General features: G+C 58.6%; 17 protein-coding genes. 14 read left to right on the top strand and 3 right to left on the bottom strand.

The window, feature by feature from the left end:
• Positions 1–12 precede the first annotated feature (12 nt).
• Complete coding sequence (locus QMZ05_RS05160) at positions 13–243, bottom strand: hypothetical protein (protein ID WP_353699799.1); 231 nt, start codon at positions 241–243, stop codon at positions 13–15.
• A gap of 180 nt (positions 244–423) precedes the next feature.
• Here QMZ05_RS05160 and QMZ05_RS05155 point away from each other — a divergent pair, with 180 nt between their 5' ends.
• Complete coding sequence (locus QMZ05_RS05155) at positions 424–564, top strand: hypothetical protein (RefSeq protein WP_157863344.1); 141 nt, start codon at positions 424–426, stop codon at positions 562–564.
• A 69-nt stretch (positions 565–633) separates the two neighbouring features.
• On the opposite strand, the gene QMZ05_RS05150 is transcribed toward QMZ05_RS05155, so the two are convergent.
• The gene (locus tag QMZ05_RS05150) at positions 634–1005 is read right to left on the bottom strand and encodes a DUF4118 domain-containing protein (RefSeq protein ID WP_353699798.1); all 372 of its coding nucleotides are present in this window, start codon (positions 1003–1005) and stop codon (positions 634–636) included.
• A gap of 184 nt (positions 1006–1189) precedes the next feature.
• Between QMZ05_RS05150 and QMZ05_RS05145 the strand changes: the two genes are divergently transcribed.
• Together QMZ05_RS05145 and QMZ05_RS05140 are read left to right on the top strand one after the other, a co-directional pair.
• Positions 1190–1489, top strand: a complete 300-nt coding sequence (locus QMZ05_RS05145; RefSeq protein WP_353699797.1) for a hypothetical protein — start codon at positions 1190–1192, stop codon at positions 1487–1489.
• Between the two features lie 507 nt (positions 1490–1996).
• The gene (locus QMZ05_RS05140; RefSeq protein WP_353699796.1) at positions 1997–3328 is read left to right on the top strand and encodes an integrase arm-type DNA-binding domain-containing protein; all 1332 of its coding nucleotides are present in this window, start codon (positions 1997–1999) and stop codon (positions 3326–3328) included.
• On the opposite strand, the gene QMZ05_RS05135 is transcribed toward QMZ05_RS05140, so the two are convergent.
• Positions 3273–3641, bottom strand: a complete 369-nt coding sequence (locus tag QMZ05_RS05135; protein ID WP_353699795.1) for a hypothetical protein — start codon at positions 3639–3641, stop codon at positions 3273–3275. The genes QMZ05_RS05140 and QMZ05_RS05135 overlap by 56 nt on opposite strands.
• Before the next feature lie 548 nt (positions 3642–4189).
• Between QMZ05_RS05135 and QMZ05_RS05130 the strand changes: the two genes are divergently transcribed.
• From QMZ05_RS05130 to QMZ05_RS05080, 11 genes are all read left to right on the top strand, one after another.
• Entirely contained in the window at positions 4190–4681 is a 492-nt protein-coding gene (locus tag QMZ05_RS05130; RefSeq protein WP_353699794.1) for a TIR domain-containing protein, read from the top strand.
• A gap of 163 nt (positions 4682–4844) precedes the next feature.
• Complete coding sequence (locus tag QMZ05_RS05125; protein WP_353699793.1) at positions 4845–6068, top strand: toll/interleukin-1 receptor domain-containing protein; 1224 nt, start codon at positions 4845–4847, stop codon at positions 6066–6068.
• Positions 6065–6913: a hypothetical protein gene (locus QMZ05_RS05120; RefSeq protein ID WP_353699792.1), complete on the top strand. Its 849-nt coding sequence runs from the start codon at positions 6065–6067 to the stop codon at positions 6911–6913. Before QMZ05_RS05125 ends, QMZ05_RS05120 begins: the two co-directional genes overlap by 4 nt.
• Complete coding sequence (locus QMZ05_RS05115; RefSeq protein WP_353699791.1) at positions 6891–7331, top strand: TIR domain-containing protein; 441 nt, start codon at positions 6891–6893, stop codon at positions 7329–7331. Before QMZ05_RS05120 ends, QMZ05_RS05115 begins: the two co-directional genes overlap by 23 nt.
• 289 nt (positions 7332–7620) lie before the next feature.
• On the top strand, positions 7621–9060 hold the full coding sequence (locus QMZ05_RS05110) for an SIR2 family protein (protein WP_353699790.1): 1440 nt from the start codon (positions 7621–7623) through the stop codon (positions 9058–9060).
• Positions 9061–9101: 41 nt separating this feature from the next.
• Entirely contained in the window at positions 9102–9617 is a 516-nt protein-coding gene (locus tag QMZ05_RS05105) for a toll/interleukin-1 receptor domain-containing protein (protein WP_353699789.1), read from the top strand.
• Positions 9618–9746: 129 nt separating this feature from the next.
• Positions 9747–10025: a TIR domain-containing protein gene (locus QMZ05_RS05100; RefSeq protein ID WP_353699788.1), complete on the top strand. Its 279-nt coding sequence runs from the start codon at positions 9747–9749 to the stop codon at positions 10023–10025.
• Positions 10012–11127, top strand: coding sequence for a toll/interleukin-1 receptor domain-containing protein (locus tag QMZ05_RS05095; RefSeq protein ID WP_353699787.1), 1116 nt, complete (start codon positions 10012–10014; stop codon positions 11125–11127). Before QMZ05_RS05100 ends, QMZ05_RS05095 begins: the two co-directional genes overlap by 14 nt.
• Positions 11124–11414, top strand: a complete 291-nt coding sequence (locus tag QMZ05_RS05090; protein ID WP_353699786.1) for a hypothetical protein — start codon at positions 11124–11126, stop codon at positions 11412–11414. Before QMZ05_RS05095 ends, QMZ05_RS05090 begins: the two co-directional genes overlap by 4 nt.
• Positions 11411–12379 carry a hypothetical protein gene (locus QMZ05_RS05085; RefSeq protein WP_353699785.1) on the top strand — a complete coding sequence of 323 codons (969 nt, stop codon included), beginning with the start codon at positions 11411–11413 and terminating at the stop codon, positions 12377–12379. The genes QMZ05_RS05090 and QMZ05_RS05085 overlap by 4 nt, the downstream gene beginning before the upstream one ends.
• Before the next feature lie 46 nt (positions 12380–12425).
• Complete coding sequence (locus tag QMZ05_RS05080; protein ID WP_353699784.1) at positions 12426–12932, top strand: hypothetical protein; 507 nt, start codon at positions 12426–12428, stop codon at positions 12930–12932.
• Positions 12933–13040 lie beyond the last annotated feature (108 nt).

The following is a 13040-nucleotide window of genomic DNA, read 5'->3' as shown; positions in this document are numbered from 1 at the left end:
GATTGTTTCTATTTATTGCTTGGTCGCATCGTCGCCGGTCGCGGCGGCGGCGCCGGATTTGGCTTTCGATTTCTTTGCGGTCTTCTTCGCTTTCTTCTTTGGCGCCATCTTGGTCGCCTCGCCCTTGGCCGCCGTGTCGCCGCTTTGCGCGGCAGGGGCCGTGGTACCGCCTGCCTTGTCCTGCGCGAGTGCGGCGGACGAGACGAAGGCGAGTGCGGTGGCGGCGAGGATCAGTGTTCGCATCGGATGGTTCTCCCAAGTTGGTTTCCGGCGCCCCTCAACGGGACAGAATGTCGCAGGTTCCGCACGGCTGATCAGCAGTCCGTGAGCTCGGCGTGAACGGAGCGGCTGGCGCGATGTGGGCGGAACCTGGAACCGGGTGCCGCGTTATGCCGCTGGGCAGGAGTTCCGAGGAGAGACGCCATGCGTTGGCGGTCAATGACGGAAACCACCAATACGGTGCTCGATACCGCCCCGGAGAACACATTCTACGCGGTGGGCTGGACGGTTAGCGGCGTGGCGACGCTCGCCACCATCGTCGCGGTCTGGATGTTCGGGATCTGAGGGCGAACGATCGCCGCGGGCAACCGGTTTGCCACCGCCGGCGGGGAGCTGGGGCCCGCGCCCGGGCGCCTACTTTCGCAGGATGACCAGCGCTTCCCGATAGAGCTGCGAGAAACACACCAGGAGCGCGCTCGACAGCAGGAACATCGCCATGCTGTCGTAATCGGCGGCGGTCGGCCAGGCGAACTCGAAATAGGGCGGCATGAACGCCCACCAGACGATCGGAACCGTGATGATCGTGGCAAAGGCGCCGGCCGGCGCGCCGCCCATCAGGCCGGCGATCAGGATCGCCGGCACGAAGCCCGCAAAATAGAATTGCATGCCGAAGCTTGCGAACATTTCCTGGGTCGCGGTGGAGAGCACCACGGCCAGCAGGGCGACGACAAAGGTCGACAACGACCAGGGCCGCAGCTTCAGAATGTAATCATTGCCCTTGCGCATCGAGACGTCCCGGCCCCCTCGCGAGTTCCGGGAAGGTAGCCGAGGAGGCCTGCAAACAAAACCCCGTATGACTCCGAGGAGAGGGGTGTTCTGTTCGATACAGTGAAAAGGAACCCGCTTGGCCAAGCCCCTGCCGCATTGCCGCGCTTATTGCACCGCGGCAGAGTGATTGTGGGACAGCACAATGCTGGAAATTCTGATTGTCGTTGTCGTCACCGCAATCGGGTTCGCAGCCGGGTACGGCGTCCGCGAGCTGATCTCCCGCCGCCGACGGCGGTCGCCTCCGCGCGTTCGCGCGCCGCGGCTTCGGGCCGCGAATGACGACGTTTCCGCCCGCGGCTGGTATCGGCCGACCGGCACGCCACCCGCCGATCAAGCCACCCCGCCATCCGACGAACTCGACGGCGTCGTGCGCGACCTCCTCGGCGAACTCAGCCGACGTACCGCCAACCCGTCACCCGCCCCGCACCGCCGCCGGCAGTGACCCGGATTGCCGGCCGCATCGCATCCGCGTCGACTCCTTTGCATGGGGTTGTTTTCGACATTTTGGATGAGGCGGTCCCGAAGGACGCCAGAATGTCGACAATCGTCCGGACCCGGCGGTTCAGGAAGGGGAATGGTGGACGCACAAGGGATCGAACCTTGGACCTCTCCCGTGTGAACCACAATCTGTAGATCCGACCCGACCACGCCCGGCCACAGTTTTGTCTGAATAATTCATTTTATTACAGTGGCTTGTGTTTGGTTTAGCCTCAGTGGGCCATAAGCGACCATACTGCATTTTGTGTGCCCCTGTTGTGCCCACGACAGATTTTCCCGTGGGGCACACAATTCGTGGAAGGGTCTGTGCCTCCTTTGTTCTCGAAGGCACCGTCCTTCCACGCTCGTGTGCCCCGGGGCGGAAAAGCGAAGAAAAATCAATGCTGCTTTCTCGCCACTTGAATGATCCGGGCGCCCGCGGGGGCACACCGTGAGGAGGAGCGTAGGGATCATGCCGGAGCCGAGCAACCAACTGACACTGACCGACGCGGTGATCCGCAGCGCCACGATGCCGGTCGGCAAGCCGCAGCATTATCTCCACGACGACAAGCTGCCCGGCCTGGCCTTACGCATGCGCGCCACCGGCGGCCGGACTTGGGTTTACCTCTTTACCAAGCCAGGGGTGAGAGGGACCCAGCGCAAGACCCTCGGCCCCTGGCCCAAGTATAATGAGAAGGCCGCGCGCAAGGCGGCGACCATCGCCGCAGGCGAGGTGGTCAAGGGCATGGACCCAAACGACGCGAAACGCGAGGCGAGGCGGCAACAGGCGGCCGAAAAGCAGCGCACCACGCTAGTGGACCTCATCGTCGAAGATGGTCCCTACCAGACGTCGTTAACCGGGCGGCAGGTCGTCAACTGGAAGCCAGCCATGTCGGCGTTGCGGCGCGGGCTCAAGGAGTACACTAAGAGCGGTGTGGGGGACCTTACTCGGCGGCAAATCATGGCGGCGGTTGGGAAGGTTACCAAGACCGGTAAGCGTGGCGCGGCCAAGGACCTGCGCAAGCACACCCACACGTTCCTCGAATGGTGCGTCAGCGAGGGCTATGTCGACCACAATGTGCTCGCAGGTTATCGCGAGCCCAAGGAAACCCGTGCACAGAGGGTGGGACGCCGAACGAAGGGCCGTGCACTCACCGATGAGGAAATCGTCAAGGTTTGGCACGCGTCCGGTAAGCTCGGTACCTTTGGGCTGCTGACGAGGACGTGCCTACTCGGCGGCCCGCGCCGGAGCGAGCCAACTATGATCGAGTGGAAAAAGCACATCATGGATGATCGCATCACCTTCGATGCGGCCTGGACCAAGATGGGTTTGCACCACGATGTACCGCGCACTCATCTTGTTGATGAGGTGCTCGCGGGCGCGAGGCATTTCCAGCGCGCGACGTCCGACTATGTCTTCCCCTCACCAAAGACCGGTGGCCAGATGTCGGGCTTCACCAAGATGGTCAACCGCTTGGTCAAGGAAGCGGGTGTCGAAAAATTCACGATGCATGACTTGAGGCGCAGTCTGCGTACCATCATGTCGCGCTGCGGCTACGACAACGAGATCCAGCGGCTGTGTGTTGGACAAAAGCCAAGCGGAATCGATCAGGTCTACAATCACGACGAACAGTGGATCATCCGCAAGATGGCATTCGAAGCGGCTCATGATTACATCGCGGAGCTGGTCGGCGCGATACGGGTAGGCAAGGTCGTGCGCCTGCAGAGAACGAATCCGCTCGATCCGATCAAGGTCGAACTGCTCGGCCGTCTCCGGGAACACTATGCGGCTGAGCTGGCTTAGTGCTTTTGTCGCATCCGGCCAAATAGTCCCGGACAGCGTCGACACGGTAGAGCGGGCGGCCGTCGACGTAGCGCCATTTCAGCGGGTGGTTCGGATCGCGCCGCCACTGCTCCAGCGCTCCCGGCGTGCGCCGGATAACGGCGGCCGCCTCTAACACCGTCAAATTTGAGCTGCCGGGCAGCGAATCTATATCGAACGTCGCGGGCGGCGGCATGCCACGGTTCTTGCGACGGCGCTTCGTGGCGGGCGGCATTTTCAGATTACCCAGCGACTCTATTGCCTCGATCCGGCCCTTTTCGTCCTTGCCACTCATGCCTCCGCCCCGAACCGTGATCGGTCTGAGACAATAAGATCGTAGGCTTCTCAACGAAGAAAGAGAGCTAGAGCGCAGGTAAGGTTGCCGGGTAGCTGTGGCGTACTAATAGGACGAATCACACCCCTTTTGCCGAGAGCTTGACGAGCAATTGTGAATCATTGGGGGGCGATCGGCATCCGATGCACAAATATGCGATCCGCCAATTATTCAGTCCGCGCATGGGATCCGTGTTCGACAGGCTTTGACGCCTCAAGCGACGCCGCCCCTTCGGTCCGCAATCCGTTCGTCTCCTAAAACGCACCAGAAGCCGAGGTGACCAGCGGACGGTTGACCGCAATCCGTGCGCGGCGAACCTAGGGGGAGCCCTAGCTTGACTAACCCGGCCGGCTCGCGCCACTTCGCGTTGGGCGCAAGAATCTGCGACGGTTTGCTCCCTACACACTGCGCCGAGCGGAGGTCCGCGCGGTCTCGCCACCCGCTGGGTTGCGGCCAGCATGTTGGTGGGCGATGGTGTTTTCAGTGGTCGCATAGGACGAGGAAGGCGAATGGCCAGGCGCGTGTTTTTTAGCTTTCATTTCGACAACGACTTTTGGCGGACGCAGCAAGTCCGAAACATGGGCGCCTTAGAGGGTAACGCTGCTGTCTCGGCGAACGTGTGGGAGGCCGTCAAGGCAAGGGGCGACGCAGCGATCGAGCGATGGATCGAAGAGAACATGCACGGCAAGAGCTGCGTCGTTGTGCTGGTGGGATCGCAAACCGCGTCGCGACCTTGGGTTATCCACGAAATCAAGAAGGGCTGGAACGACGGGAAAGGCGTGTTGGCCGTCCGCATCGACAAGCTGCTCGATAAGGATGGCAAATCCTCCACGGCCGGAACGAATCCGCTTAGCAAGGTAAAGCACGGCATAGGAACCCTCGCCGACGTGGCGCCGATCAAGACTCCAGCAGGTTTCGACAGCAAAGCTGCGTACGCCAGCATATCCTCGAATATCGAGACTTGGATCGAGGAAGCTATCAAGATCCGGAATAACGCCTAAGGGACGGGCCTGAATTCCCAAACCTTGGAACGGCGGGCACCGGCGAAGGGCAATTTTCGATGTTCTCCGCCGGGTGTCCGACGTCAACGTGATTTCGACCATATGCCGAGGATCGGAGCGACCCAGCGATAACTATAGGGCGCTCAACTGAGCTATCGTCCCGATGATTGTGGTGCTTTATCAAAAAGGTTGCTTTCGGATTGCGCGGTCTATTGCCTCCGACCTCAAGACTGCCTTCGCTGAGTTTGTTTCCGTTCGGCTGATCCCCGCGGACGCGCCATCCAAGTGGCTCGAAGACCCGTCATGGGACGATCTACTGGTTGCAGTCTATCGCGATAGCCAAACGTTCAGCGATTCCGGTAACGGTTTTATCGAAGAGTACATCAATCAGCGAAACGGTCAGGCCACGCTTCTTCCTGTTTCTCTTTCCTCGGAGCCGCAAAAACCTCCGGCGGCAGCAGCAGCGATCAAAGCGCTTGAGTTCAATGCGGCGGCATCTGGACCATCCGGTAGGCTTGTGAACCGGATCGGCGGAATGCTTGGTCTCCGATGGCAAGGACGTGACAGCAGCGTATTCATTTCCTACAGAGCGCAGGACGGCGCAGAAATCGCAACGCAGATTCAGGAGTATCTAGCCTCTTTGGGACATTCGGCATTTTTGGACCAAGCCAAAGAAGACGATCATGAGACCATGATTCTTCCTGGCCGCGCGGTTCAAGAAGAAATCGATCATGCGTTGGAAAATGCAACGATGGTCTTGTTGATCGATACCCCGTCGGCTCCCGACTCAAAGTGGATCGATCACGAGGTGAACACCGCGGGTTCGCTCTTGTTGCCGGTGCTTCCGATTTGCTTTCGTGAACTCGCCGATCGTAAACGCGGTCCAAGATTTCCATCCCTTTTCGCATTGCAGCGATGGGTGGAAATGCCATTGCCGGCAAAAAGTTCACAACCATTGTCTCAAAAGCAGCTCGAGGAAATCGTAGAAGAAGCTGAACAATACCTGTGCGAGGTTTTTCAGCGAAAGTGTCGCGTGCCCTTTCTCGTGGAGCGGGAATTTGTATCCCGCGGGTTTGCATGGAATGTGCTCGATAAACGTCTTCTGATGTTTCAATCGACCAAGAACGTCCCTCGCATTGCCACGAACGTGATAAGTCATTGCTCTGTCTTCGATCCGAACTATGGGCCGGCAATGAAGCGCTTTATGGAGTTTCTCAAGGAGGCTATCCGGTGTAACTTCTCCCTCTTTATTTATGACGGAAACTTGTTGCCGACCTCACAGCTCGAAACGATAGCCGATATGCACGATGAACCAGTCGTCATCCTTCACCATCAAGAGCTTGCTACCCTCATAGACTCCCACTTCACAACACTAGCGACCGCATGAGTCTCACGAAGCTTAACGTCTCCTTGGAAGAGTTCGAGATCGGTCTATCTGGAGCCGTGCCGGATCGGCGCGATTGGTCCGAACCTGCAATGGATCGCGGTATTCTGGAGTTCGTTTCGCTCTTCAGCGGTCTCGTTCTGAAGTACGGAGGCCGAATCGTACACGGATCACATCCTACCTTTACGCCCATAATTCTGCGCCAGGCGCGCTTACATGCTGGCGAACGATTTCGGAAGCCCGTCACGCTCGTAATGTCTGAACTGTGGGCTGCCGATCTCCAGGTCGACCAAATTCAGGCGATCACGGATGTCGCAGAGCTCATCATCACCAAAAAGGTCGGCACTGGTAGTGCTTCGGACAACGAAACCAGGAACCAAAGCCTGACGGCTATGCGCCGCGTCTTGGTGGACACGCAGAATATAATGGTGGCGGTCGGTGGAAAGTTGCACAGCGGTGATGGGAAGCGACCCGGGGTCGGCGAGGAGATGGACCTAGCGCAAAGAAAGAAAGTTCCAAGATTTTTGGTAGCTGGACTGGGAGGCTATGCTCGAAAGCTGGCCAAAGACCTGACTCCGGACTCGCTGGGAAATGGCCTGCCTCGCCGGGAAAACGTTCGTCTTTTCAGGACGGATGACGTTGCAGCTTGCGTGAATGTGCTCTTTGACCATCTCGCTCTTTCGAAATCACTACGAAAAGCTGCGCTTCAACCTATCAAGTGGAATCCGGATCTGCGGGCGATTGTCGATCATCGCAATGGGAAAATCGCTTCGGCCAGTGAATGTATCATGCGAACCGAAGGTGTTGCCGGAATGAGTATGCAGGATGGCGCCCAAGATCTTCTTTAGTTTCTCTTACCATGATCTCTGGAGAGTGAATGTCGTGCGCAACAGCGCCGTTCTCGATGGTATTTGCTTGGCCGGTTTTCACGACCCGTCTAATTGGGAGGAGACCATGGGGCGGGGCGATGCCGCGGTCAAGGCGTTAATAGACGACGCGTTGAAGGCAACGGCTGCAACGGTCGTTCTAATCGGCGCGAGAACGGCGGATCGAGCCTACATTTCTTATGAGATCGAACGCTCGGTTGAACTTGGCCATGCCCTTCTGGGTGTGCGCATAAATCGAATAAGGGACGAAAGCGGGAGAAGCGACCCGGCAGGACATGTCCCCGCAGCGCTGCTCAGAGCGAACGCTCCGATCTACGATTATGAGTTTGGCAGGCTGGGGGGGTGGATTGAAAAGGCACAGGGGAACGCAAAATCTTAGCGTGGCCACAACCGACCTTCCAGGGGCGAGGAATCTGCGGATTGCAGACCTCCAGTCGCATTGCGGTGCATAGCCAGAGGCGGGGTGCCTACTCCATTCCGTTAGGCCGACGCCCGACTTCGGATCGTCCGTCACACGGAAGAGGCGCCAACTGTGTCGAGAACGGCCGGATCAACATTGTGGTGAGTCGACCAATTCGCTCACAAAAGCCGAGCTCGACGTCAATGTAGGGTTTTCCAGACGCTGCTGTCTGGTACATTAACTGAACTGTTTGATTTGGTTTTCCTGCATGGCTCTTTCACAAGAGGTTCTCGATTTTTGCATCCAGTTCGCAACGGAACTGCGTGAGGATGGTGTCGGGATATTCGCAGGCGCCGGCTTGTCCGCGTCCGCGGGCTTCGTCGATTGGCGAGGCTTGCTTACGAAGTTCGCGAAGGAGTTGGGGCTGGACATCGACCGTGAGGGCGAACACCTCGTTCGTCTCGCGCAGTATTCGCACAACCATCGCGGCACCCGCGGCCACCTAGATGCTGCGATAATCAAATCCTTTCCGGTCATGAAGGCCCCGTCGGTAAATCACGAGATCCTCGCGCGGCTGCCGATCTCGACGTACTGGACGACGAACTACGATCGGCTAATCGAGACGGCACTTGGGAATGCCAAAAGATGCGTCGATGTGAAACACGCCGACAATCAGCTCCCTCAGAGCATGCCTGGGCGTGACGCGATCTTATACAAGATGCATGGCGACGTTGGGCATCCCTCAGAGGCAGTTCTCACGCGAAACGACTACGAAAGCTATCCGACTCGCCGTCCTGGTTTTCTCAATGCGCTATCAGGCGATTTGACCGGCAAAACGTTTCTGTTCCTCGGCTTCAGCTTCACCGATCCTAATCTAGATCACGTGCTCAGCCAGCTCCGTCTGCGGTATCATGACAGCCAGCGACAGCACTACTGCCTCATGAGGATTCCGAAGAAGGCTGACTATTCCTCCTCAAAAGAACATGCTTACGCGCAAGCGCGGCAGAGGCATTTCATCGCTGACCTGAAGAGATTCGGAATCAAAGTACTTCTTATCAAGGAGTACAGCGATGTCACGGAAGTCCTCGAGACGATCGAAAGGCTTTACAGACGCCGCGCCGTGTTCGTTTCTGGTAGCGCAGCCGAGTTCTTGCCTTGGGACGAGGCTTCCTCAAAAGTCTTCTTCCGGAATCTTGGAGCCAAGCTGATCGATCATGATTTCCGCATCGTTACTGGTTTGGGGCTTGGTGTCGGCGACGCTCTGTTGAGCGGAGCCATCGAACGTATCCACGATCGCGGGTACACCCGGCTCGATCATTTCATAGATATTAGGCCGTTTCCGCGGGATTTCTCGGACGCGGCCAAGCGGCAAAAAGTCTGGCATGCGTACCGCGAGGAGATGATTTCAAGGGTGGGCATCGCGATATTCCTGTTCGGCAATAAAATATCGGCAGGCGTCTTGGAGACTGCTTCTGGCATGCGGGAAGAATTCGATATCGCGCTTGCGCAGGGAGTCGCGCCGTTGCCGGTGGGAGCTACTGGCTATTTGTCTCAGGAACTGGCGAAGAATGTCCTCAAGGCGAAGCCAGACCGTTTCACAAAGATAAATCTGACGTGCGTAAAAAAGCTGAATTCGACCCCGCGCGGCGGTCTTCCGGCCTTGCTGTCGACAATTATAGGTTCGCTCGACAAGATGGCCGCGGAATAGCCGCGAGCGGAGCGGCACTTTTTTTGAATTGAGGTTCGTGAATGACCATTTCCCAAGACACGCTTCGACGGCATTCGCATGTGAGCGCGCCCCAAGGGCCAAGGACGATCATCGAAGCGCGTATGCGTGCAGCACCGACGGCGTTCCTCTCGCATAGTCATAAGGATGCCGAACTTGCGAGAGGACTTCAGAATTATCTGCAAACTCAAGGTTGGGATATCTATATCGATTGGGAAGACACGGCGATGCCAGAGACGCCCAATCGAACGACCGCGAGCAAAATTCAAGAAAAGATCAGAGATCTGGATCTGTTTCTTTTTCTGGCCACCCGTAATTCGACCGCCAGCCGATGGTGTCCGTGGGAGATCGGCTATGCTGACGGTGTGAAACAGATCGATCGCATTCTGATAATTCTTACGTCAGATAGCCAAGGCGCGACGTACGGAAACGAGTATCTTCAATTGTACAATCATATTGATCACGTCGCAAACATCGGGATCTACGCATACAACCGCGCTGGCGGAGGCCGGGCTCTGCGGGGAAGAGCGATGCCCTGACGATCCCGATCGCTCCGTTCATCGATGCTCTGGGCAGTGATCTAGCCTTTCGGAGTTTTCTCGACTACGCAACTGAAATTAGAGCCGAAATCGCTGAGCTCTGTCTTTCGACATCTGCGCAGGCAATAAATGAGTGGGATGACTTACGGACAATCCAAGAAACGAAACGTTTTCTCCTCTTTCCACTACGCCGATGTCATGCGCGTGAACAATGTTCGGAAATCCGGCGAGTTCAAACAGACATCGTCCGACGATGGTCGTTCGATCGAGGGTTTCTACGACTACAGTCTTTGGGAGAACCGTCGGCTGAATGGTGAAGACGCACTCATGCGCTTGATCCGCGAATATCCGTTAGAAATGGGCACGCAGCCGCAACGTATGACGAGTCCTCGAAATGTCCGATCGTGACGTCATATTCATCAGCCATGCCACACCGAACGACAACGAGTTTGTTCGCTGGCTCGGAACCAGGCTAACGGGCTTCGGCTACAAGGTGTGGGCTGACATTTTCGATCTGGCCGGCGGGACGCCGTTCTGGAACAGCATCGAAGACGCATTGCGAAAGCGAACGCTCAAGGTCATATTCGTGGTCTCGACGGCCAGTTGCGATCCGAACCGCAGCGGGGTTCAGAACGAAATTTCCGTGGCCGACGCGGTCAAGAAGTCACTCAAGGATCCCGATTTCATCATCCCCGTCCGGATCGACGACATCGCCTTCAGCGATCTGCCGATCCAGATCCATCGACTCAACGCCATCGATTTCACGACGGGATGGGGTCGCCAGCTTGCGGCGCTCGTCGACACGCTGTCGAAGGCCGGCGTGCCGCGCGCGGTGACGGATCTCTCCGCCGAATTCGACCGCTGGCGTCAGGCATCGGTGCGGTCCGACGTGGTCCTAGAGCGTGGTGACGAGCCTTTGCTGACGAGCATTATGCCGATTGTCCGACTTCCGGAGGAGATCTCATTCTACGAGTACGAGGGCGAGAATACGAAATTCGAGCAGGTACTGGAGAACATCCCGCATCCGAATGCCATGCACAATCGTCTGCTGGTGGGCTTCGCTGCCGCGCACGAGATCCAGGCGCATCTGCCGCCCGAATTGACCGTTTCGCTCCGCGGGGCCGCGAGTTTTGGGACATTCCTGGAGGGTAAGGTCACGGACCCGGTCGGGCCCCAGCGTCGTGACGCGAACGCCTCGGCGGTCCGCATGCTTCGGGAGTCATTTGAGGCGCATCTCGCCGCGCGGGGCTTGCTTCGCTACGAAGCGTCCGCCGGCACGGTCATTTTTTTCCGAAGGATTTGCTCGCGGACGATCGTGTCTACTACACGAACGCGAAAGGCAAGCGTACCTACAAGCAGGTTGTCGGAGAGAGCAAGGTACTCAAGGCGAACTAGCATCTCGGTATGCGAGCGGTCGTTCGCCTCGGCGAAGCGCCCACGGTACGGTTGCGCCCCTACGTTGTCTTCACCCGGGACGGCAAGACTCCGCTGCAGGACGCCGGAGAAATGACCAAGCTTCGCCGGCGATTCTGCAAGAGTTGGTTCAACCACGTGTGGCGACCGCTCTGGCAAGCCTTCTTCGAGTTTTTCGGCGCGGGCACCGAGAGTGTTCTGATCGCGTTGGGCGAACATCGCAGTTGGGCCCTTGCCGGCGGCGGTTTAGAGCTCACCGCCGGAATGCGCATGCCGTTCGATCTGGACGTCGCCGACGAACAGGGCGAACCAGAGGAGCCCGACGATGCGGACGACGACGGCGACGAGCTCGACGAGGACATGGACGGCGAGGACGAGGAATGACGGCGGCTTGGCGGGCGATCCGCATCGATGAGCCGCGGTTGTCCTTCGGGCACGACCAGGGCGCCGAACATCCAAAGGACGGTCTCTTCCTGTTCGGACCGGTCGCGTCCGGCCAGAACCCCGCGCGCATGGACGTCGGCGTCATCGCGACGCCGGCCGGTCTCGAGAAATATTCGAAATGGATCGCGTCGATCGAGAAGTTCATCGACGTGCCGGCGCCGAATCGCAAGCGAAATGACGCCAACACCTTCGTCTGGCCCGGCTTCGAGGCGGTGTACGGCGCCGCCTGGCCGAGCAAGCCGTTCGCGACGTGCATGATCGACGCCGTCGAAATCAGCCGCCGCATTCTTGGGGCCGACAGGCATCAGGCGATCTATGCCGCGGTCGCGCTGTATGAAGAGGCGCTGAGAAAGTATTTCCGCGAGGAGGAGGCGCGCCCGCAGTTGTGGTTCGCGGTCGTACCCGACGACGTCTACAAGTACGGCCGGCCCAAATCGACGGTTCCGGTGAAGCTCCGCACGCCCGGCACGCGCAAGCTCGGGATGAAGGCGGCACGCGCGATCTTGACCGGTGGTTCGATGTTTCCTGAGGAGATGGAGGCGGCGGCCGTCTACGAATACGAACTGAACTTCCATAACCAGCTCAAGGCGCGGCTGATGGACACCGGTCAAGTCATTCAGGTCGTCAAGGAAGTCACGCTCGATCCCCCGACCGAGAAGGCAAAGGCGCGGATGCAGGATCCCGCGACCATCGCCTGGAATCTGTCGACCACCAGCTTCTACAAGATCGGCGGCCGTCCGTGGCGCCTCGCCGACCTGCGCGACGGCGTCTGCTACGTGGGCTTAGTGTTCAAGCGGATCGATCGGCCCAGCGGGCGCAACAACGCGTGCTGCGGCGCGCAGATGTTTCTTGGGTCCGGAGACGGGCTCGTCTTCAGGGGAGCCGTGGGGCCCTTGGTATTCTGAGACGAACGACGCCTTCCACCTCGATCAGGATCAGGCGGCGAAGCTGATGGCGATGATCGTCCGCGCGTACAAGGACAATCATGGCGAGGCGCCGAAGGAACTCTTCATTCACGGCAAGACAAACTTCGAAGCCAAGGAATGGTTCGGATTCGCAAGTGCGGTCCCGCAGTCGACAAAACTTGTCGGGATCCAGATTCGCGACAACGCTGACGTCAAGGCCTTCAGGTACGGCGCCAACGCCGTGCTGCGCGGCACGGCGGTCGTGACATCGGAAACGTCGGGTTACTTGTGGACGCGAGGATACATTCCGCGGCTGCGGACTTATCCAGGCCGCGAGGTACCGAACCCGCTGACAGTCGAGATCAGGCGCGGTTCCGCAAACATTGAGCAGGTGATGCGGGACGTGATGTCGCTGACGAAACTCAACTTCAACGGCGCCGAATTCTGCGACGGCCTGCCAGTCACCCTACGTTTTGCTGATCTGGTCGGCGAAATTCTGACGGCGGGCCCGATCACTCCCCACGCGCCGCTGCCCTTCAAGTTCTACATCTGATGCGAGTGAGAAATCTCGCGCAGGCAAAGATCGATCAGCGGCACCGACCAGTTCAGGGGGGCAGGCTTGGACACGGGCCCTAGGGGCTGCTTCTGCCGACGACAGGCG

Origin of the sequence: Bradyrhizobium sp. INPA03-11B, from assembly GCF_040446015.1 — a bacterium.
GTDB lineage: Bacteria > Pseudomonadota > Alphaproteobacteria > Rhizobiales > Xanthobacteraceae > Bradyrhizobium > Bradyrhizobium macuxiense_A.
Note: the sequence above shows the minus strand (reverse complement) of the source record. Positions and strands in the feature narration are given on the sequence as shown.

Excerpts from the sequence above, each read along its gene's own strand:
- QMZ05_RS05100 (WP_353699788.1), top strand. The coding sequence starts at position 9,747 with ATGAGTGGGATGACTTACGGACAATCCAAGAAACGAAACGTTTTCTCC.
- QMZ05_RS05125 (WP_353699793.1), top strand. The coding sequence starts at position 4,845 with ATGATTGTGGTGCTTTATCAAAAAGGTTGCTTTCGGATTGCGCGGTCT.
- QMZ05_RS05080 (WP_353699784.1), top strand. The coding sequence starts at position 12,426 with ATGGCGATGATCGTCCGCGCGTACAAGGACAATCATGGCGAGGCGCCG.
- QMZ05_RS05145 (WP_353699797.1), top strand. The coding sequence starts at position 1,190 with ATGCTGGAAATTCTGATTGTCGTTGTCGTCACCGCAATCGGGTTCGCA.
- QMZ05_RS05160 (WP_353699799.1), bottom strand. The coding sequence starts at position 243 with ATGCGAACACTGATCCTCGCCGCCACCGCACTCGCCTTCGTCTCGTCC.
- QMZ05_RS05115 (WP_353699791.1), top strand. The coding sequence starts at position 6,891 with ATGGCGCCCAAGATCTTCTTTAGTTTCTCTTACCATGATCTCTGGAGA.
- QMZ05_RS05110 (WP_353699790.1), top strand. The coding sequence starts at position 7,621 with ATGGCTCTTTCACAAGAGGTTCTCGATTTTTGCATCCAGTTCGCAACG.
- QMZ05_RS05095 (WP_353699787.1), top strand. The coding sequence starts at position 10,012 with ATGTCCGATCGTGACGTCATATTCATCAGCCATGCCACACCGAACGAC.
- QMZ05_RS05140 (WP_353699796.1), top strand. The coding sequence starts at position 1,997 with ATGCCGGAGCCGAGCAACCAACTGACACTGACCGACGCGGTGATCCGC.
- QMZ05_RS05130 (WP_353699794.1), top strand. The coding sequence starts at position 4,190 with ATGGCCAGGCGCGTGTTTTTTAGCTTTCATTTCGACAACGACTTTTGG.
- QMZ05_RS05155 (WP_157863344.1), top strand. The coding sequence starts at position 424 with ATGCGTTGGCGGTCAATGACGGAAACCACCAATACGGTGCTCGATACC.
- QMZ05_RS05085 (WP_353699785.1), top strand. The coding sequence starts at position 11,411 with ATGACGGCGGCTTGGCGGGCGATCCGCATCGATGAGCCGCGGTTGTCC.
- QMZ05_RS05090 (WP_353699786.1), top strand. The coding sequence starts at position 11,124 with ATGACCAAGCTTCGCCGGCGATTCTGCAAGAGTTGGTTCAACCACGTG.
- QMZ05_RS05105 (WP_353699789.1), top strand. The coding sequence starts at position 9,102 with ATGACCATTTCCCAAGACACGCTTCGACGGCATTCGCATGTGAGCGCG.
- QMZ05_RS05120 (WP_353699792.1), top strand. The coding sequence starts at position 6,065 with ATGAGTCTCACGAAGCTTAACGTCTCCTTGGAAGAGTTCGAGATCGGT.
- QMZ05_RS05135 (WP_353699795.1), bottom strand. The coding sequence starts at position 3,641 with ATGAGTGGCAAGGACGAAAAGGGCCGGATCGAGGCAATAGAGTCGCTG.
- QMZ05_RS05150 (WP_353699798.1), bottom strand. The coding sequence starts at position 1,005 with ATGCGCAAGGGCAATGATTACATTCTGAAGCTGCGGCCCTGGTCGTTG.